Genomic DNA, 18,270 nt, shown 5'->3' with positions numbered 1-18,270 from the left:
CGAGGCCGGTGGGATTGCAAGGGAGAGTTCGGTGTCAGGGACGATTTTGTCGGTTGATCACGGCAACTGGGTCGAGGTGACGCTGAACCGGCCCGACAAGCTGAACAGCTTTAATGACGAGATGCATCTGGCTCTGCGGGCAGTGCTTGAGAGCGCGATTTCTGGTGGCTCCCGCGCCATTTTGCTTACTGGGGCTGGGCGCGGATTCTGCGCAGGTCAGGATCTGGGCGATCGCGATCCTTCCAAAATGGACGGGCGACCGGACCTGAGCCGCACGCTGACCACCTTCTACAACCCGCTGGTACGGTTGATCCGTGAGGCGGAGCTTCCGGTGGTCTGCGCCGTGAACGGTGTGGCAGCTGGCGCGGGCGCGAATATCGCGCTGGCCTGCGATATCGTGCTGGCGGCGGACAGCGCCAAATTCATTCAATCCTTTGCGCGCGTGGGTTTAGTGCCCGATGCAGGTGGGTCGTGGAGCCTCCCACACCTGGTCGGTCCGGCCCGGGCAAAGGCATTGGCCATGACTGGCGCGCCCGTGACGGCGCAGCAAGCCGCGGACTGGGGGATGATATGGCAGGCTTTGCCCGACCACACGCTGATGGAGAATGCGCGCGCGCTAACCGCGCAACTGGCCGATGGCCCGACAAGGGGCCTGGCCAGCACCAAGGTTGCGATCCACGCGGCTTCGGCAAACACGCTTTCGCAGCAACTGGAACTAGAGGCGCAGCTGCAAAAGCTCTGCGGCGAAAGCGCGGATTATGCTGAGGGCGTCTCTGCCTTCCTGAACAAGCGCGCCCCGGTATTCCAGGGAAAATGACCATAACACCCCAAGATAGGGCCGCACGATCCGCGCAGGCCATGTGGTCGGATGACAGGGCAAGTCCGTGGTTCGGCATGGAACTGGTGAGCGTGGGTGAAGGTACGGCAACGCTTTCGCTGAAGGTACAGCCGCACCATACAAATGGTCACGGTATCTGCCATGGCGGCGTGACCTTTGCGCTGGCCGACAGCGCGTTCGCCTTTGCCTGCAACAGCCGCAATCAGGCGACTGTCGCGCAACACAACACGATCACCTATATCGCGCCAGCCAGGTTGGACGACACGTTGACCGCCACTGCGCGTGAGGTCAGCCTGAACGGCCGCAGTGGTCTTTATGATGTGACTGTCACGCGGCAGGATGGTGAGGTGGTCGCGGAATTCAGGGGCTGTTCGCGGGCGATCCGCGGCACGCTTTTCGAAGAATGATTGGGAGGATGAGATGAAAGACCTGACCCCGAACCAAACATCGCTTGATCCCATTGAGATCGCCTCCACCGACGAAATCCGCGCCTTGCAGCTGAAGCGCATGAAGTGGTCATTGCACCATGCATATGACAATGTCCGCATGTTTCGCGACAGGTTTGATGCGGCGGGCGTGCACCCTGACGACCTGAAGTCTCTGGCAGACCTTTCCAAATTCCCGTTCACACAAAAGAACGACCTGCGTGACAACTATCCTTTCGGCCTGTTTGCCGTACCGCGCGAACAAATTGTGCGGCTGCATGCATCCTCGGGCACGACCGGCAAGCCAACGGTGGTGGGCTACACACGCAATGACATCGACATGTGGGCCGATATGGTTGCGCGGTCCATGCGTGCCTCGGGCACCCGGCCGGGGGACATTGCCCATATCGCCTATGGCTATGGGCTTTTTACCGGCGGGCTCGGCGCGCATTACGGGGCAGAGCGGTTGGGGTGTTCAGTCGTCCCGGTCTCCGGCGGGATGACCGAGCGACAGGTGACGTTGATCGAAGATTTCAGGCCGACAACGATCATGGTGACCCCGTCCTATATGCTCAACATTCTGGAGCAGTATCGCAAGGCAGGCATCGACCCGCGCAATAGCTCGCTTCAGGTTGGGATCTTCGGGGCAGAACCCTGGACAAACGCGATGCGGGCCGAGGTGGAAGAGGCGTTCGATATGCACGCCGTCGACATTTATGGCCTGTCCGAGATTCTTGGTCCGGGGGTGGCCAACGAATGCGTTGAGACCAAGGATGGCCTGCATATCTGGGAGGATCACTTCTACCCAGAGATCATCGACCCGGTCACCGGTGACGTTCTGCCCGATGGCGAAATGGGAGAGCTTGTGCTGACCACGCTAACGAAGGAAGGCCTGCCGATGGTCCGCTACCGCACCCGCGATCTGACCCGGCTTTTGCCCGGAACGGCGCGCAGCATGCGGCGGATGGAAAAGATCACGGGCCGGTCCGACGACATGATCATCCTGCGCGGCGTGAATGTCTTTCCGACCCAGATTGAAGAGCAGGTGTTGGCACTGCCCGACCTTGCGCCACATTTCCAGATACAACTGGTTCGTGAAGGGCACATGGATTGCATGGATGTCCACGTCGAAGCCTCAGAGGCCGCTGCGTCGGAAGATGCCCGGACACATGCGGCAGAGGCGCTGCGCAAGAAAATCAAGGATGTCGTCGGCATCTCGACGCGCGTGCATGTCGGAGTACCGGGCAGTGTCGAGCGTAGCCAGGGCAAGGCGCGCCGCGTGATCGATAACCGACCGAAAGGATAACGACTTGGCCAGAACGATTGCGAAAGACTACGATCAAAAGCGCCAGCACATCCTGACGGTCGCGGCCGAGGTTTTTGCGCGCGAGGGCATCGCGCGGGCGTCGATGAATGAAGTGGCGCGCGCCTGCGGCATCTCAAAAGCGAATATCTATCACTATTACGCCAGTAAGGACGAACTGGTCTTTGATATCCTTGATAGCTACCTCTCTGAGCTGCGCGACATCGTGGTTGCGACTGATCGAGCGGGCCAGACCCCAGCAGAACAGCTACACTCCATCACGCGCACGATCCTGTTGGCCTATGATGGGATGGATAATGAACACAAAATTCAAAGCGAGGGTCTGCCCCTGCTCGACGAGGCACAGCAAGAGGTTCTCAAGGGCTATCAGCGCGCCATCGTCGACGAGGTTTCGACGATCTTGAAAGACGTTGCACCATCAACGCTTGGGGCAGATGCGAAAGCATGCCGCCACGTGACGATGTCGGTGTTTGGTATGCTCAACTGGTTTTACATGTGGCATCCAAAGGCCACGCAAGACGCGCGCATCGACTACGCAAAATCCATCGCCAATCTGACATTGAACGGCATTTCACAAGGAATGCGGTAGCGCGAGACCAGGGGCAACACTATTGACCGACCGGTCGGTTTGTGAGAGTGTCGCACCCAGGATTTGCGGTATTTCGGGAGTTATTAGGGAGGACTTCATGAAACTAACGACTTTGGCATTTGCTGCCATCACGACTGTCGCGACAGCTACTTCGGCCATCGCGGAAAAAGAGATGATCATTTCTTCTTGGCTGCCGCCCAGCCATATCATGAACGAGATCGTCTGGCCCGAGTTCATCAACCGCATCGAAACCGCGACTGAAGGACGGGTGACCGGAAAGGTGGAATACCAGTTGGCGTCCCCACCTTCACAGATCGACCTTGTGGAGGATGGCGGCGCAGATGCGACATGGATCTTCCACGGCTATAACCCGGGGCGGTTCGTCACCACAAAGCTGATCGAAATTCCCGGCCTTGAAGGCGACAGCGCTGCGGCGTCAGCCGCACATTGGCGCGCGCACGAACAGGTCCTGGGTGCCGCAGACGAACACGAGGGCGTGGTGCCCGTGGCGATGATGGTCCATGCGCCGGGAATGCTGCACCTGTCGCAGGAAATCAGCTCTCTGGATGAAGTTTCCGGCCTGAAAATCCGGTCTGGCGGTGGTGTAATGGGCGACGTGTTGGCAGGCCTTGATATGGCCGGTGTTCAGGTTGCTGCGCCGAAGGTCTACGAAACTGTCGCAAATGGCGTAGCTGACGGCACGTTTTTCCCCGGTGACACGATTGCCATTCTGCGGCTGACCGAGGTGCTGCCATACACGTACCGTGTGCCGGGCGGCTTTTATCGCGGGTCCTTTTCGATCGTGATGAGCGAAGAGTTTCTCGACAGCGTTGGCGAGGAAGACGCCGCAGCCATCAAGGCAGCGCTGGGCGAAGATTTCTCGGCTTTTGCCGGAACCGCCTGGGATGAAGGTAACGAACGCGGCATTGCCGCTCAGACAGAGACGGGGCAGGTCATCGACTTGACTGCCGAGGGGGCTGCCAAATTCAGTGACCTCGTCCCGACAATCCAGGCATCAGTGCTGGAAGAAGTCTCAGCACGCGGCGTTGACGCCGAGGCCGCACTCGACATTATCCGTACTACCATGGCCGAATACAGCAGCCGGTAAACCATGGCCAAAACACTGCAGCGGGCGGGCCAATGGCTCGCCCTCCTTTGCGTCAGCCTGAGCGGCATCTGCCTGATCGCGCTCATGCTCTTGACCGTGGCCGAGGTGATTGGCCGCTATGGCTTTAACGCGCCAATCTTCGGGCGACAGGACATCGCGCAGATCCTGCTGGCCTGTTCGATCTTTCTGGCGTTTCCGGTTGTCACGCTGCGGGGACAACAGATCGATGTGGATCTGATGGACGGTTTCTTTTCTTCGGGCGTCGCCTTCTGGCGGGATCGTTTGATCCAGCTCTTAACCGCAGGCACGCTGCTAACAATGGGGTATTGGCTTTACCTGCGGGGCGTGCGCATCGAGAGACAAGGTCTAACGAGCGACCTCTTGTTCCTCCCTAAATATCCGCTGGTTTACGGCATTGCTGGGGTTGTCTTCACCACGGGCATTGCCTTGGCCATTTACGCTGTGGTCATCGCGATTAAGGGACGGCGTCCATGACAGTCGCGCTGATCTGCTTTGCCATCGTAATTGCGTTGGTGCTGGTCCGGGTTCCTATTGGGATCGCGATGGGGCTGGTTGGCGCCATCGGCTTTGTTTTTCTGCGGGACTGGCGCTGGTCTGCCGGGCTGGGACCCGCGGCGGATTCCATTCTGGATGTGACCCAGAATGACGCGCTGTCGGTCATTCCGCTGTTCATTCTGATGGGGATGTTGATCGCGCAAAGCGGGATGGCGCACGACCTTTACCGTGCCGCTTATGCCGCTGTTGGCCGTTTGCCCGGCGGCCTTGCCATGTCCACGATCCTTGCCTGCGGTGGGTTCTCGGCGGTATCGGGGTCGTCCCTCGCGACGGCGGCGACGATGTCGCAGGTCGCGTTGCCGTCGATGCGCAAATATGGCTATCACGACACGCTTTCGACTGCATCCGTCGCGGCGGGCGGAACGCTGGGCATCCTGATCCCGCCCAGTATCATCCTGATCATCTATGGGTTCCTGACCGGCCAATCCATTGGCAAGCTTTTCCTGGCGGGCATCCTGCCGGGCATCCTTGGTGTCGTGCTTTACCTGATCGCCGTGGCATTCGTCGTCTGGCACAAGCCCGAGGCAGGCCCCGCAGGTGCGCCCATGGATGCAAAAGAGGCGCGGCAGAGTATCATTCGGGTGATCCCCATCCTCATCCTCTTTGTCATCATCATCGGCGGCATCTATGCTGGCATCTTCACCGCCGACGAGGCGGCGGGTGTGGGGGCATTTGGTGCGATTGTCATTTCGGTCGCAATTGGGCGTTTCAGTTGGTCCGGGCTGGTCAAGGCGGTCTCCCAAACCGTGACGACATCGGTGGGGCTGTTTGTCCTTCTGATTGGCGCAGACATTTTCAACCGCCTGATCATCCGCACCGGACTGCCTGATGACCTGCTTGCCCTTGTCAATGACAACGGTTTTGGGCCATTTACCGTGCTCGCGATCATGATGCTGATCTATCTCGTCCTTGGCGCCGTTTTCGAAAGCCTGTCGATGATCACGCTGACGGTGCCGCTCTTCGCGCCGCTCATCGCTTCGCTGGGGTTCTTCGAAGGGGACGTCAGCGGAGAGATGGCGCTGATCTGGTTCGGGATCATCGTGGTGGTCGTGACAGAGATATCATTGATCACGCCGCCCATCGGGCTGAACGTCTTTGTGCTGCGATCCGTGGTGCCGGATGTGTCGACTGGCACGATCTTTCGCGGTGTGACGCCATTCTGGCTTGCAGATATCGTGCGGTTGATCATCTTGATCGCGCTACCCGCATTCTCGCTTTTGTTGCCGCTCGGCGTAGTCGGCTTCGGTGGGCTTTAGACACAGAGGACAAAACATGGCCAAAGCATTCGCATCCCAAGGCGATATGACCGAGAAGACGATCACCTTTGACGAGGTGGGCCGCGATCTTTGGGCCTTTACAGCGGAAGGCGACCCGAATTCGGGCGTGATCATCGGCGATGACAGCGTCATGGTGGTAGAGGCGCAGGCGACGCCCCGCCTGGCCGAAAAGGTCATCGAAAAGGTCCGCTCTGTCACCGACAAACCGATCAGCCATGTAGTGCTGACGCATTATCACGCGGTCCGTGTTCTTGGAGCTTCTGCCTACGGCGCTGATCAGATCATCATGTCAGAGGCGGCACGCGGCATGGTCGAGGAACGCGGGCAAGAGGATTGGGACAGCGAGTTCCAGCGCTTTCCCCGTCTGTTCGAGGGCCATGAGAGTATTCCGGGCCTGACCTATCCCACCACGACCTTCAGCCATGGGATGACGGTCTATCTCGGCAAACGTAGGGTGGATATCAAACATATCGGCCGGGCGCATACGGCGGGTGATGCTGTTGTCCATGTCCCCGATCAGAACGTGATGTTCACCGGCGATATCGTTGAGGATCATTCGGCCTGCTATTGCGGTGATGGGCATTTTGCCGATTGGGGCAACACGCTGGATGCAATCAAGGCCTACGATGTGGATGCAATTGCGCCGGGGCGTGGCGGAGCGTTGGTCGGCAAAGATACGGTCGAGCGCGCCATCGAAAGCACCCGCGACTTTGTCTATTCGACCTACAATCCCGCCGCCAAGGTCGCGGCACGCGGCGGGTCGCTGAAAGAGGCATGGGGTGCCGTGCGCGACGCCTGCGACCCCAAGTTCCAAGACTACGCCATCTACGAACATTGCCTGCCCTTCAACGTCTCGCGTGCCTATGATGAGGCACGAGGCATCGCGCATCCCCGCATCTGGACCGATAAGCGCGATCTGGAGATGTGGGCAGAGTTGCAGGGATAGGGACATCAGACATGGTTGCAGTGCGCTACGAGACGGCATTTCAGCTTTATCCTTATGAAAAGGTGCCTGCACAGTCGGCACCGGCGGTGCGGCACCCGGTCGTGATTGTGGGTGGCGGGCCCGTCGGCCTCGCACTCGCGCTGGACCTCGGTAAGAAGGGCACCCCAGCCCTGGTGCTTGATGATCATGACGGGGCAGGGTTGGGCAGCAAGGCAATCTGTTTTGCTAAGCGCACGCTCGACATCGCCACCCGTCTGGGCGCTGCAAGGCCAATGGTCGAAAAGGGTGTGGTGTGGAACCTCGGACGCGTTTTTCATGGCGACGGTCAGCTCTTCCAGTTCGACTTGCTACCTGAAGAGGGGCACCGCAACCCGGCCTTCATCAACCTGCAGCAACCCTATTTTGAGCGCTTTCTGGTCGAGGAAATCCGCGCCGCGCAAGCGCAAGGGGCGCCTATCGAAATTCGTGGCCGCAACAGGGTCACGGATATCGAACGGCATCAGGATTATGTCGTCCTTCAGGTCGACACGCCCGATGGCCATTACCAGATCGAGGCGGATTACCTGATTGCTTGCGATGGTGCCCGCTCCGGCCTGCGTGATATGATGGACCTGTCCTTTGACGGGCGCGTTTTTGAAGACAATTTCCTGATCGCTGACGTGCGCATGAAGGCGGATTTCCCGACCGAGCGCTGGTTCTGGTTCGCCCCACCTTTCAAGAACAGCGGCACTTCAGCATTGCTACACAAACAGCCTGACGATATCTGGCGGATCGACTTTCAGCTTGGCTGGGACATCGACCGTGAGCTTGAAATGCAGGAGGACCGCATTCGCGCACGCGTTGACGCGATGCTGTCGAGCCAGACCGGCACGGTGCCCGAATACGATCTGGTCTGGACATCGATTTATACGTTTCAGTGCCGCCGGATGCAGGCGTTTCGCCATGGGCCGGTCTTCTTTGCGGGCGACAGTGCGCATCAGGTTTCGCCCTTTGGTGCGCGCGGGGCTAATTCCGGGGTGCAGGATGCGGATAATTTGGCGTGGAAGCTGGATCTTGTCTGGAAGGGCCTTGCCGATGACGCACTCCTTGACAGCTACCATGACGAACGCGCCTTTGCCGCTGATGAAAACATCGTGAACTCATCCCGCGCGACGGATTTCATGACGCCCAAATCGCAGGTCAGCCGGACGTTCCGCGATGCGGTTCTGGCGCTCGCCGGTCGCTACGCCTTTGCCCAGCCCCTGGTCAATTCGGGTCGTCTTTCGACGCCCAGCACATATGCTGACTTTCCGCTCTTTGGTCCGGATGAAACGGGTGGTCCGGCGGTCAGCCGCCCTGGCGCGCCTTGCCCGGACGCGCCTGTCGGGAACGGGTATCTCCTCGAACACTTGCGTGACGGCTTCACCCTTTTGTGCCTCGGCGCGCCTACTGCCAATGATGTCACGACGCATGGTATCACAGCAGAGGTAGTTCACATCGCAGAGCCCTCTGCCGCGTTGCGCGCGCGCTACCTGGGTGATGGGACTGCAGCCATTTACCTCATCCGTCCTGATCAACACGTTGTTGCCCGTTGGCCGGCCTTTGACGCAGCGGCTGTGCATCATGCATTATGCAACGCTATCGGGAAGGAAGCCCTATGAACCTTATCCTCGCGCCAAACCTTTCTGACCCCGACGGCTTTTACGACGCGCTTATTAAATCTCACGAGGGGCTGAGCGATGAGGAAAGTGCTGCATTTAATGCCCGACTGATACTTATCCTTGCCAATCAGATCGGCGATATCGCTACCCTTGAGGCCGCGCTGAAAGCTGCGCGGGATATCGAAGAAGGTGTCTGATACATTGCTTTGCAGGGCAATATAACCGCGGGCATCAGACCAGCTTGAGTCGGGCCTCCGCCAATCCACGTGCAAGCAGGTCAAACACGATCCGGATGCGTCGGCTTGTTTGAAGCTCTCGATGGGTGACGAGCCAGATCGGAAACTCCAGCGACGGGAAGTCGGGCAACACCTTTTCCATGCCGGGTTCCCTATCGCCAAGGACCTCGGGCTGCATTGAAACGCCGTAGCCCGCCTTCACCAATTCCCACGCCACCACGCCGCTTTCGCTAGACATGACGAACCGATCGGCGTGGACAGGTATCCCCATGTTGTGAAGTGGCGCCATCAGGCGTTCGGGGTCGGCATTGCCTACAAAATCGTAAGCGGCGACGTCTCTGGGAACCTGAGGGCGCCCAACCCGGTCCAGATACGATGTCGTGGCATAAAGGTTCGCGCGGAAGTCGCCGACATGGCGGGCGATCAGGTCAGGTTGCTCCGGGCGCACGTGACGGATCGCGATATCGGCCTCACGCTGTGTCAGGTTCTGCATGTCGGCAGAGGCGACGATCCTGACCCTGATGCCGGGCGCTGTTTCGCGCAGCGGAGCAAACAGCCCCGGAAGCACTGAGGCCGACAAAAGGTCGGTTGCCGTGACGGTGACCTCACCCGTCACCTCTTGTGACTTGCCCGTGGCCACCATTGAGATGAGCGTCGCGGCGTCGCCCATTGCCCGCACATGATCGAGAAGATCGCGCCCCGCCTCCGTGAGCGACGGCCCCCGCACGCTGCGCTCCACCAGCGTGACGCCAAGCTTGGTTTCAAGTTCGGAGATCTGACGGCCAATTGTCGGCTGCGTCGTCTTCAATGCCCGGGCGGCACCGCTAAACGATCCTTCCTCAACCGTGGCAAGGAATGCGCGGACCTGATTCCAGTCGAAAGAGATCGCGTCCCAGTTCATATATGGGCGTATATCAAATGTAGAAATTTGGGCAATCGCCTGTTTGCCTGTGAACATCTAGATCGGCGTCAACCAAGGAGATGCCAATCATGCAAACCGCAATTTCTTACAACGATGCAGCACCATTTTGGGACAAGATCGCCCCAAAATATGCCAAGAAACCGGTCGCTGACCCAGCCGCTTACGAGGAAAAACTCGCCCGCGTTGGAGCGCTTCTGCGTGCCGAGGACCGGGTTCTGGAAATCGGATGCGGCACCGGCAGCACAGCCCTTCGGCTCGCCCCGCGTGTCGCGGAAATCACCGCGACGGATATCTCGAACGAGATGATAGCGATCGCCGAAAAGAAGCGCGCGGACGCTATGGTTGCCAACGTGTCGTTCCGAAAAGCGGCAGCAAATGAACGGCTGGTCGAAGCACCGTTTGACGTCATCACAGCGTTCAGCCTCTTGCACCTTGTTGACGATGTGCCGGAAGCTCTTGATGCCGTCTTTGCCCAAATAAGACCGGGCGGGCTGTTCATATCCAAAACCGTCTGCCTTGACGATGCACCTGTTTTCCTGCGCCTCTTTGTCCGAGCGCTACGGCTCATCGGGATTGCACCGAAGGTCACGATGTTGAGCAAAAATGATCTTCACAAGGCACTTGTCAAAGCGGGCTTTGACATCCTGGAAAGCCGATACTTCGGCAAAGGTCGCCTTAATCCCTTCATCATTGCAAAGCGGCCGATCTAAGCTGCGTCCTTCACATCGAAAGCTCTAACGATGCAAAGTCGAACACCTCCACAGGATCCGCGAACACTGCTTTCGGCGCTCTGGGTCTTTTTTCTGATGAACATCATCTTCCGGGACATCCATCAGTTCTTGTCGCCAGGCTATATGGATTGGGTCATCGCAGGCGAGATGTTTGGACGGCAGATAACCGACGAATTGCTGCTTTATGGCGGTTTTGCCGTTGAGGTTATGATCATCATGGTGATCGTGCCGCATATCCTGCCAAGACGGGCGGTGCGGATCGTCAATGCTGTTGCGGCGGTTTTCACAGTTGCACTTGTGTTGTTCACGCCGCCGATTGACCCGGATGACGTCTTCTTTCTGGTCGTCGGCCTTGCGACGCTGGCAGCAATCCTTTGGTTTGGATGGACGAAGTTCTCGCTTTCCATTGAGGAAACCAGTCCGTCCATGCCGCGCACAACCTGATCTGAGTGCTCCGTACGGCGGAGCGCCACCTACCCCACAATCGCAGGCAATCAACATGACCTTGGCCCCGACATATCAAGATCTGGCCGGCCTCTACGACCGGCTTGCCCCCGACTACGACAAGCTGCACCACCGTTGGTTGCGCTACGCGGGTGGTGAGGCGCAATCGGCGCTCGAAGCGGCAGTGCGCGTCCTTGCTTCTCCTACGACGCATATTCTGGATGCGGGCTGTGGCACCGGTGCCTTTGCGCGAAGGTTGTTTCGGGAAAAGGTGATTGCACCCCATCAGGTTTCTTTGATGGATCCGTCCGATGCAATGCTGCTGCGTTGCGCTGACCTGCCGTGCCTGAAAGCGCGGGGGCGGTTGGAGGCGATGCCGTTTGAGGATGCCAGGTTTGACCTGGTGACCTGTGCCTGGGCGCTTGAGACGGCGACGCATCCTGCGGCTGCTATTGAAGAGATGTATCGGGTCCTGCGGCCCGGCGGCACGCTCTGCCTTGCGTTCTGCGCAGATCAACCTGCGCGCGGGGTGGTTCAAAAGGCCATTCGCCAAACGCTCAGCCTTCGCGGCACGGGTCGGTTTCTTTCGTTGAAGGCGGTGCGCGCGGCAATCATGGCTACCGGTGCGGGCCATGTTGTTTCGGTACCGGTGACAGGTCCGGTCGCAATGCTTGTCGCCAAGCGCGAGGGCTGAGGCAGAAGGTGCAGTTCCCCGAGTTCGGGCCAATTCTGACGGAGGTCGATCTGCTCTCAATTCCCATTTGGCTCGTCAAACACCGGGAGCTTCGGACAAGCCGGCGGATCAGGGTTGTTTTTGATTTTTTGGCCAAAGAACACGCGCCATAGTAAAGCTGCGGCCTACTCAGGGCATCCACAACTCAAACGGTGTTCGGCCGCGATTGATACCAAAAGAAGTTCGCATGACCTCTGAAATCACATTTGTCCGGCTGTCCGAAATCCCTCCCGAGGAGATTGCCGCGCATATGTCCGACCCGCGGGTTGCGGAGCACATGCCGCTTTTGACGTTTGCATGGGACGCGGGGACCGCAGCCAAGTTCATTGCCAAAAAGGAGGAGTGCTGGGCGCGTGACGGCCTCGGACACTGGGCGTTTCTGGCTGACAACAGATATGTCGGTTGGGGCGGCTTCCAGAAGGAAGGGGACGAATGGGATTATGGCCTCGTCCTGCGACCGGACGCTTTCGGTCTCGGCAGGCGGATTTCGAAGAAGGCAATTGATTTCGCCGTCGCGGATGAGCGGATTTCATATGCCACATTCCTCTTGCCACCATCTCGGCAGAATCTGGGTGCGCTCAAGCGGCTTGGCGCCACGCATGTCGGTGATGTTGAGTATGGCGGTGCGGCGTTCCGCAAGTTTCGCCTGGAGACGGTCTGATCGGGGACACGCTTATTGCGGTCTGGGGCGTCAAACGAAGTCTTGCGGGTCACTATTCTGCAGGTGCCACCGCACGCTGATAGAGGTGCCACGTCGTGTGACCAAGGATGGGCAGCGTCAGGATCAGGCCCAGAAATGCCGGAAGTAATGACAACAGCATGGTGACCGAGACGATCGCCGCCCATGAGAGCATGACCACCGGGTTTTCCATGACGACGCGAATAGAGGTGATCATGGCAGAGACGAAATCGATCTCGCGCTCGAGCAGCATTGGCATGGCGATCACGGTCACCGAAAACAGGACAGTGAACAGGAATGCGCCGACACAGGTGCCAATCACAAGAAAGGTCCAGCCCTCGGGCGTGAAGAATACCGTGTTCAGAAACCCGTCAAGATCCGAGAAGGATGCGTCCTGGAGGATGATCACTAGCAGGGTCCGAAACTGGTAAAACCACACCCAGAGAATGAACAGGGTGACAAAAGCCATCCAGCCCATTTCGCGCTTGCGTTGATTGGCCATGACGGTGAGGATTTCGGACCAGCCGAAGGGCTCTTCCCTTTGCAGTCGGCGGGACATCTCATAAAGTCCGGCTGCCGCAAATGGCGCGACCAAGGGAAAGGCGACCGTTGCAGGAATAATCATCCAGATGCTGCCGAGCCAAAACAGGCACCAAACAAAAAGGATTCCGAAGACTGCATAAAACAGGCCGAAGAAACCGCTCATGAGAGGGCGCGCCAGAAAGTCAGCGTACCCTGCCTTCAATGACATGGTGATATCGTTGGCAGTCAGCACATTTGCCTGAGGCGGCGTTTGTTGCCGCGTCAGCTTTTCGGGTGGCGTTGGTTCTGCCTTCTTAGATGTCATTGCCTCGCTCCCCAAAGACATCGCCGCGCTGCTCAGACCAGCAGCCGACCTTGCGGTGATACAAGCCGTCCTCCTTCTCCGCGAAGCTTGCATCAGCAAGGCCCGAGGGGCAAGTAACGGAGCAGACCACCATCTGGCACCTATTGCGTTTACCTCGAATGCCTGAGCAGTGGTGTCTGTTCTCACTCGCGCGTTGCGTAAGAGACGGGGCGAAGTCCGGCAGCGCTGTTCAAATGCGTATCCGCCCCCTCCACACGGTCTGTGTTTTGGCAAGAGACGATGCGGAATCCGCCCGGTTCACGGATTGTAACCATGGAGATGACAGCGATGCGTCGCCCGGCCGAAACCTCATTCACGCTCGTCTGACCGTCCAACGTCGAAACGGTGTGCACAATGTGAATGTCAGTCGTCAATTCCCGAACTTTCAGTTCCATGATCGTGAGCTGTGCGTTCTGGAATATGCGCCGGAAGCCATAATCATGCGCCTTGCGGATCTGACGGGCAGAGGTCCACCAGATCCCGACGACGTTCACAAAATCAGCGTCCGGCGTGAAAAGACTGGCAATGGCATCAGCATCGCCAGCATTCCAAGCGTCAAAGAATGCGCGCGCGACGGTTTCACCTGTTGGATAATCAGTTGTCATCGCGTGCCTCTGTTACTCAGTCGGTCCAGTCCAATCTGTGCGAGTGGCCTTATACTTCCTTCTTCGCAGCTAGGTTCAGATGACCGGGCAAATCACTGTCGTCTCATAACCTATGCCATGTCATTTGGCGGGCGGCCACATTCGCCCAAGGGGCGTTCCATGGTTCTGTCCCAATTTCCTGTAGTGGCGGCTGCATCGAAGGTTGATTGCAGAAACGACATCAGCACATTGCCGGGCTCATCGGCGTCTCGCACGACTTTGTAGGGAAGCAGAAACTCACCGAGTTCGGCATGCCAAAACGCGCCCTTCGGCAGAACGTTCTGTGTCGAAAACCCTTCTGGAACGGGATAGGCGTAGGAGTAGAACATCGGCTCACCGTAGCCATTGCCGGGCCAGAACCCTGCTGATGACACCTCGTGGCTGTAAGCCTCGCGTGTAATCGGATCCGGCAGGAAGGGAATGCCACCCGGATGCGGAGGTGCCGCACGACCCGAGAAACGCGTCACCGCGAAATCGAATGACCCCCAGAACAGGTGAGCGGGCGACACCTTGCCGTGAAATCCTGTTCGAAACCGGTTAAACACATCATGGATCCGCAGAAGCGCCTGATGAAATCTTTCCACCGCATCCGCATCGTAGGGGCGTTCCACATGATCCTCGAGGAACGGCGTTGGGTCGGGCAGTTCATTCGGGCGCCCATGAATGCGGCAATCACCGCCGACAGCCTCGACAGATTCTCCGAACTTCTTTCGAAAGTCCGCAACGCTCATCGGCTCAAGGTCAAAATCTTCGACCTGCCCGCCCGCCGCTTCGACCTTCAGTTTGTGATCACAGAAGTCGAAAGTTGCTGTAACGGGCGCTACCGGGTCGGGTATGGGGCCAGTTGTCAGGCCGCGCGCGGTTACATAGAGGGTCGCATGCCAAGAATGGTTGACCCAGAAAGAGTGTCTCAGCCGATATTTTCCGACAATCTGACACCAAAGATGAAGCGCCTCGCAGGTATCCTGCCACGGTGCGAATGGGATATCCGGCCAGCTCAGCTCTTTGCTTGTCGTCATCGCGTCCGTTCTCTTGCTACCGCCTGTTTGCCGAAAACCTCACACCTTATGACAACAGTTCCATATAGGTTTGCCCACACAATCATTGTGATCAAGGACGAGCCATGACCGCGCTTGCGCATCAGCCGCTGACAGCCCCCGGTTACCTCACCACATAGACCGAGCAGTTTGAGTGGCGCACAACGCGCGCGGCATTGGGGCCGAGAAGGTAGTCCTTCAAGTCAGGGCGGTGGGCGCCAATCACGATCAGATCTGTACCGGCATGTTGCGCGGTTTTGAGGACCTCTTCATAGACGCTTCCCACCGCAACGATGTGTCGGACCTTGTTATCAGCATCCTTTCCCAGTGTTTCCGCGATAAATCCGCTCAGGACTTCACCGGCACTATCGCGTGCGGTGTGCACGTGATGCTCCTGAAAGTAGGCGCCGACCACGCTGGCGCCGAAATCGGGCACAACCGTGATCACATCCAATTGGGCCCCATCGAGATCAGCCATGCGTTTGGCAGTTTCCAGAACGCGCGTTTCCTCCTCCGGACGGTTTACATCGACGGCACAAAGCACACTCTTAATCATGCCAATTCTCCTTGCGGTTCACGCACCGGTTCGGCGCGGCGGCTTTGCAAAAGCGCGATGAACGCCAAAAGCAGAAGTGCGGGGATCCAGATCAGTTCTTTGGGCAACTGATCTGATGTTGCCTGCACCGATGAAATCGTCACCGGATCATCCCCGTAGAAGTCGAACGATGACAAGGCATCGGCCAGTTCGGTACCGAAACCGGGTTCATCCATCTGCTGCACGTCACCGTCCGGGATGATGATGAAGCCAAGCGCATCAAGACGCGCATCGCCCCCTTCCACCTCAGGCACAGTCAGCGGCACGGTGATTTCCTTCATCTCAAACGTATCGAAATCGGGGCCAGAGATCACGGCGCGCAGGGTGCTGCCAGGCGCGGCCTCGCCAAGCGCCTCGGCGAAATTGGCCGGAGCGATATCGGTGAATGGCGGCTGGATCTGGTTCACGAAGAAACCGGGCCGGAAGAGCGCAAAGGCAATGGCGAGCATCGCGACCGTCTCCCAAATCCGGTTTTTGGTCAGGAACCAGCCCATCGTGGCCGCCGTAAACACAAGGATGCCGATGGTTGAGACAATGAAGACGATAATCCCTTGTGTCCATGTCACATCGATCAGCAGAAGGTCGGTGTTGAAGATGAACACGAAAGGCAGTGCCACGGTCCGCAGGCTATAGAAGAACGCGGTAAAGCCTGTCCGGATTGCGTCGCCGCCAGAAACGGCAGCCGCCGCAAAGCTCGCCAGCCCCACCGGCGGCGTCACATCGGCCATGATCCCGAAGTAGAACACAAAGAGGTGGACAGCGATCAGCGGCACGATCAGACCCGATTGTGCGCCGAGTTCCACGACAACGGCCACCATCAGGGATGAGACCACGATGTAGTTCGCCGTTGTGGGCAGCCCCATACCAAGGATCAGCGAAAGGATCGCCACAAAGACCAGCATCAGGATCAGGTTGCCGCCTGACAGGAACTCTACGAAATCCGCCATCACCTGACCGATGCCCGTCAAGGATACCGTGCCAACGATGATACCGGCCGTCGCTGTTGCGAGGCCGATGCCGATCATGTTGCGCGCGCCGTCGATCATGCCGTTGATCAGATCGATCAGGCCATCCTGCAGACGGCTGATCGCGTTTGCCTCACCCCGGAACATTGCTTTCAGCGTTTTCTGGGTCAGCAGGATGCCAAATAGCAGGAATGTCGCCCAGAAGGCCGATAGGCCTGGAGATTTACGCTCAATCATCAGGAAGTAGACCAGCACGATGATCGGCAGCAGGTAGTAGAGCCCGGATTTATAGATCTTCGCCAGATCCGGCAGTTCGACGACATCGGCGTTGGGGTCATCTGGCTCAAGGTCTTCGGTCTGTGCTGCAAGGTAGATCAGCGCGACGTAAACCAGCCCCAAAAGCCCTGCGAGGATCCAGCCAGAGCCTTCGGGGAAGAGCGAGGTCACAAACCTGACGGGGTATTGCGTCGCGTAACAAAGCAGTGCAAAGCCTGCGAAGAACGCGAACATGCCGCCAATGGTGCGGCCCATGCTGACCACCTTGTTGCCGATGGTCGGCATGTTGTTCTTCACCGCTTCGAGGTGAACGATATAGACCAGCGCGATGTAGGAAATCACCGCAGGCAGGAAGGCGTGGGTGATCACCTCAACGTAGGAAATGCCGACATACTCCACCATGAGGAACGCCGCCGCCCCCATGACCGGTGGCATGATCTGGCCGTTCACGGACGAGGCAACCTCGACCGAGCCTGCCTTTTCTGCCGTGAAGCCCACACGCTTCATCAGCGGGATCGTGAATGTCCCGGTCGTGACCACGTTGGCGATGGACGAGCCAGAGATCAGGCCTGTGGCGGCAGAACCAACAACCGCTGCCTTCGCAGGGCCACCCCGCAGGTGGCCGAGCGCACCAAAGGCCATCTTGATGAAATAGTTCCCGGCCCCCGCCTTATCGAGCAGCGCGCCGAACAGGACGAAGAGGAACACGAATTTGGTCGAAACGCCCAATGCGATGCCGAACACGCCCTCTGACGTGATCCACATATGGCTCATCGCCTTGCGCAGCGATGCACCCGCCCAACGGATTTGGTCCGGCACCACTTCGGACGAGCCGAAGAAAACGTAGCCGAGGAAGACCACCGCGAGGATCACCATGACCGGGCCCAAAGTGCGGTAAGCTGCAATGAAAAGGAAGATCAGACCGGCCAGACCGAAATAGGCATCGGTCGTGTCGGCAAGGCCACCGTTCTGCACGATCTTGTCGTAAAAGAAATATCCGTAAAGCGCCAGAAATGCGCCGCCCACGCCGAGGATCCAGTCATACCATGGGATGCGATCGCGCGGGCTTGATTTGAAGAGCGGATAGGCCATCGCGGCAAGGAATACGGCAAATGCCAGATGGATTTGTCGTGAGTTGTTGATCAGATCGCCTGGGAGGACATAAGGCGCAACCGGTGAGGCAAGCAGGACCTGAAAGATCGACCAGATCAGTGCCGTCACTGCGATCATGGTGCCAATGGCACCTGTCGGACTGCGCGCGCCGCTGTCGCTGGCGGCAACGAGTTCCTGAAGCTCTTCTTCGCTGAGCTGGCGGTTCTCTGCGTTGGTCATATGTCCCCCTGTCACCGGTTCCCGGCTGATCATTGTTGAGGTCCGGGGCCAGCACCGCCGCCCCCGG

20 protein-coding genes are annotated in these 18,270 nt (G+C 58.5%); 14 read left to right on the top strand and 6 right to left on the bottom strand.

Going from position 1 to position 18,270, the window contains the following annotated elements; all coding sequences use genetic code 11:
- Positions 1-31: 31 nt before the first annotated feature.
- From paaG to SLH47_RS11335, 10 genes are all read left to right on the top strand, one after another.
- Complete coding sequence (paaG, locus tag SLH47_RS11380; RefSeq protein ID WP_320239631.1) at positions 32-817, top strand: 2-(1,2-epoxy-1,2-dihydrophenyl)acetyl-CoA isomerase PaaG; 786 nt, start codon at positions 32-34, stop codon at positions 815-817.
- A 2-nt stretch (positions 818-819) separates the two neighbouring features.
- Entirely contained in the window at positions 820-1,245 is a 426-nt protein-coding gene (gene paaI, locus SLH47_RS11375; RefSeq protein ID WP_320239939.1) for a hydroxyphenylacetyl-CoA thioesterase PaaI, read from the top strand.
- Positions 1,246-1,258: 13 nt separating this feature from the next.
- Positions 1,259-2,569, top strand: coding sequence for a phenylacetate--CoA ligase PaaK (paaK, locus tag SLH47_RS11370; RefSeq protein ID WP_320239630.1), 1,311 nt, complete (start codon positions 1,259-1,261; stop codon positions 2,567-2,569).
- 4 nt (positions 2,570-2,573) lie between these two features.
- Positions 2,574-3,176: a TetR/AcrR family transcriptional regulator gene (locus SLH47_RS11365; RefSeq protein ID WP_320239629.1), complete on the top strand. Its 603-nt coding sequence runs from the start codon at positions 2,574-2,576 to the stop codon at positions 3,174-3,176.
- Positions 3,177-3,273: 97 nt separating this feature from the next.
- Positions 3,274-4,284 carry a TRAP transporter substrate-binding protein gene (locus SLH47_RS11360; protein WP_320239628.1) on the top strand — a complete coding sequence of 337 codons (1,011 nt, stop codon included), beginning with the start codon at positions 3,274-3,276 and terminating at the stop codon, positions 4,282-4,284.
- A gap of 3 nt (positions 4,285-4,287) precedes the next feature.
- Positions 4,288-4,779: a TRAP transporter small permease gene (locus SLH47_RS11355; RefSeq protein ID WP_320239627.1), complete on the top strand. Its 492-nt coding sequence runs from the start codon at positions 4,288-4,290 to the stop codon at positions 4,777-4,779.
- Complete coding sequence (locus SLH47_RS11350; RefSeq protein ID WP_320239626.1) at positions 4,776-6,116, top strand: TRAP transporter large permease; 1,341 nt, start codon at positions 4,776-4,778, stop codon at positions 6,114-6,116. The genes SLH47_RS11355 and SLH47_RS11350 overlap by 4 nt, the downstream gene beginning before the upstream one ends.
- A gap of 16 nt (positions 6,117-6,132) precedes the next feature.
- Positions 6,133-7,083 (top strand): MBL fold metallo-hydrolase, encoded by a 951-nt coding sequence (locus SLH47_RS11345; RefSeq protein WP_320239625.1) that lies wholly within the window; start codon positions 6,133-6,135, stop codon positions 7,081-7,083.
- 11 nt (positions 7,084-7,094) lie between these two features.
- Complete coding sequence (locus tag SLH47_RS11340) at positions 7,095-8,723, top strand: FAD-dependent oxidoreductase (RefSeq protein ID WP_320239624.1); 1,629 nt, start codon at positions 7,095-7,097, stop codon at positions 8,721-8,723.
- Entirely contained in the window at positions 8,720-8,920 is a 201-nt protein-coding gene (locus SLH47_RS11335; protein WP_320239623.1) for a DUF2783 domain-containing protein, read from the top strand. The genes SLH47_RS11340 and SLH47_RS11335 overlap by 4 nt, the downstream gene beginning before the upstream one ends.
- Positions 8,921-8,954: 34 nt before the next feature.
- Here the strand turns inward: SLH47_RS11335 and SLH47_RS11330 are convergent, their stop codons facing one another.
- Positions 8,955-9,860, bottom strand: coding sequence for a LysR family transcriptional regulator (locus SLH47_RS11330; protein ID WP_320239622.1), 906 nt, complete (start codon positions 9,858-9,860; stop codon positions 8,955-8,957).
- Positions 9,861-9,949: 89 nt separating this feature from the next.
- Between SLH47_RS11330 and SLH47_RS11325 the strand changes: the two genes are divergently transcribed.
- From SLH47_RS11325 to SLH47_RS11310, 4 genes are all read left to right on the top strand, one after another.
- A complete protein-coding gene (locus SLH47_RS11325; RefSeq protein WP_320239621.1) occupies positions 9,950-10,591 on the top strand; it encodes a class I SAM-dependent methyltransferase in 642 nt (213 codons plus the stop codon).
- A gap of 30 nt (positions 10,592-10,621) precedes the next feature.
- A complete protein-coding gene (locus SLH47_RS11320; protein WP_320239620.1) occupies positions 10,622-11,056 on the top strand; it encodes a DUF6326 family protein in 435 nt (144 codons plus the stop codon).
- A 55-nt stretch (positions 11,057-11,111) separates the two neighbouring features.
- Positions 11,112-11,750 (top strand): class I SAM-dependent methyltransferase, encoded by a 639-nt coding sequence (locus SLH47_RS11315; RefSeq protein ID WP_320239619.1) that lies wholly within the window; start codon positions 11,112-11,114, stop codon positions 11,748-11,750.
- A gap of 226 nt (positions 11,751-11,976) precedes the next feature.
- Positions 11,977-12,450, top strand: coding sequence for a GNAT family N-acetyltransferase (locus SLH47_RS11310; protein ID WP_320239618.1), 474 nt, complete (start codon positions 11,977-11,979; stop codon positions 12,448-12,450).
- A 52-nt stretch (positions 12,451-12,502) separates the two neighbouring features.
- Here SLH47_RS11310 and SLH47_RS11305 read toward each other — a convergent pair whose 3' ends face one another.
- The 5 genes from SLH47_RS11305 to SLH47_RS11285 form a co-directional block, all read right to left on the bottom strand.
- Entirely contained in the window at positions 12,503-13,315 is an 813-nt protein-coding gene (locus SLH47_RS11305; protein WP_320239617.1) for a DUF2189 domain-containing protein, read from the bottom strand.
- Positions 13,316-13,497: 182 nt separating this feature from the next.
- Positions 13,498-13,959: an SgcJ/EcaC family oxidoreductase gene (locus SLH47_RS11300; protein ID WP_320239616.1), complete on the bottom strand. Its 462-nt coding sequence runs from the start codon at positions 13,957-13,959 to the stop codon at positions 13,498-13,500.
- 110 nt (positions 13,960-14,069) lie between these two features.
- A complete protein-coding gene (locus tag SLH47_RS11295; protein ID WP_320239615.1) occupies positions 14,070-15,017 on the bottom strand; it encodes a DUF5996 family protein in 948 nt (315 codons plus the stop codon).
- A gap of 142 nt (positions 15,018-15,159) precedes the next feature.
- A complete protein-coding gene (locus SLH47_RS11290) occupies positions 15,160-15,591 on the bottom strand; it encodes a universal stress protein (RefSeq protein ID WP_320239614.1) in 432 nt (143 codons plus the stop codon).
- Positions 15,588-18,203: a TRAP transporter permease gene (locus SLH47_RS11285; protein ID WP_320239613.1), complete on the bottom strand. Its 2,616-nt coding sequence runs from the start codon at positions 18,201-18,203 to the stop codon at positions 15,588-15,590. Before SLH47_RS11285 ends, SLH47_RS11290 begins: the two co-directional genes overlap by 4 nt.
- Between the last annotated feature and the right edge of the window lie 67 nt (positions 18,204-18,270).

It is taken from the genome of Cognatiyoonia sp. IB215182, assembly GCF_033963905.1.
Classification (GTDB): Bacteria; Pseudomonadota; Alphaproteobacteria; order Rhodobacterales; family Rhodobacteraceae; genus Yoonia.
Note: the sequence above shows the minus strand (reverse complement) of the source record. Positions and strands in the feature narration are given on the sequence as shown.

Coding starts and splice junctions, on each gene's coding strand:
- paaK (WP_320239630.1), top strand. CDS start 1,259: ATGAAAGACCTGACCCCGAACCAAACATCGCTTGATCCCATTGAGATC.
- SLH47_RS11360 (WP_320239628.1), top strand. CDS start 3,274: ATGAAACTAACGACTTTGGCATTTGCTGCCATCACGACTGTCGCGACA.
- SLH47_RS11355 (WP_320239627.1), top strand. CDS start 4,288: ATGGCCAAAACACTGCAGCGGGCGGGCCAATGGCTCGCCCTCCTTTGC.
- SLH47_RS11350 (WP_320239626.1), top strand. CDS start 4,776: ATGACAGTCGCGCTGATCTGCTTTGCCATCGTAATTGCGTTGGTGCTG.
- SLH47_RS11345 (WP_320239625.1), top strand. CDS start 6,133: ATGGCCAAAGCATTCGCATCCCAAGGCGATATGACCGAGAAGACGATC.
- SLH47_RS11340 (WP_320239624.1), top strand. CDS start 7,095: ATGGTTGCAGTGCGCTACGAGACGGCATTTCAGCTTTATCCTTATGAA.
- SLH47_RS11335 (WP_320239623.1), top strand. CDS start 8,720: ATGAACCTTATCCTCGCGCCAAACCTTTCTGACCCCGACGGCTTTTAC.
- SLH47_RS11330 (WP_320239622.1), bottom strand. CDS start 9,860: ATGAACTGGGACGCGATCTCTTTCGACTGGAATCAGGTCCGCGCATTC.
- SLH47_RS11325 (WP_320239621.1), top strand. CDS start 9,950: ATGCAAACCGCAATTTCTTACAACGATGCAGCACCATTTTGGGACAAG.
- SLH47_RS11320 (WP_320239620.1), top strand. CDS start 10,622: ATGCAAAGTCGAACACCTCCACAGGATCCGCGAACACTGCTTTCGGCG.
- SLH47_RS11315 (WP_320239619.1), top strand. CDS start 11,112: ATGACCTTGGCCCCGACATATCAAGATCTGGCCGGCCTCTACGACCGG.
- SLH47_RS11310 (WP_320239618.1), top strand. CDS start 11,977: ATGACCTCTGAAATCACATTTGTCCGGCTGTCCGAAATCCCTCCCGAG.
- SLH47_RS11305 (WP_320239617.1), bottom strand. CDS start 13,315: ATGACATCTAAGAAGGCAGAACCAACGCCACCCGAAAAGCTGACGCGG.
- SLH47_RS11300 (WP_320239616.1), bottom strand. CDS start 13,959: ATGACAACTGATTATCCAACAGGTGAAACCGTCGCGCGCGCATTCTTT.
- SLH47_RS11295 (WP_320239615.1), bottom strand. CDS start 15,017: ATGACGACAAGCAAAGAGCTGAGCTGGCCGGATATCCCATTCGCACCG.
- SLH47_RS11290 (WP_320239614.1), bottom strand. CDS start 15,591: ATGATTAAGAGTGTGCTTTGTGCCGTCGATGTAAACCGTCCGGAGGAG.
- SLH47_RS11285 (WP_320239613.1), bottom strand. CDS start 18,203: ATGACCAACGCAGAGAACCGCCAGCTCAGCGAAGAAGAGCTTCAGGAA.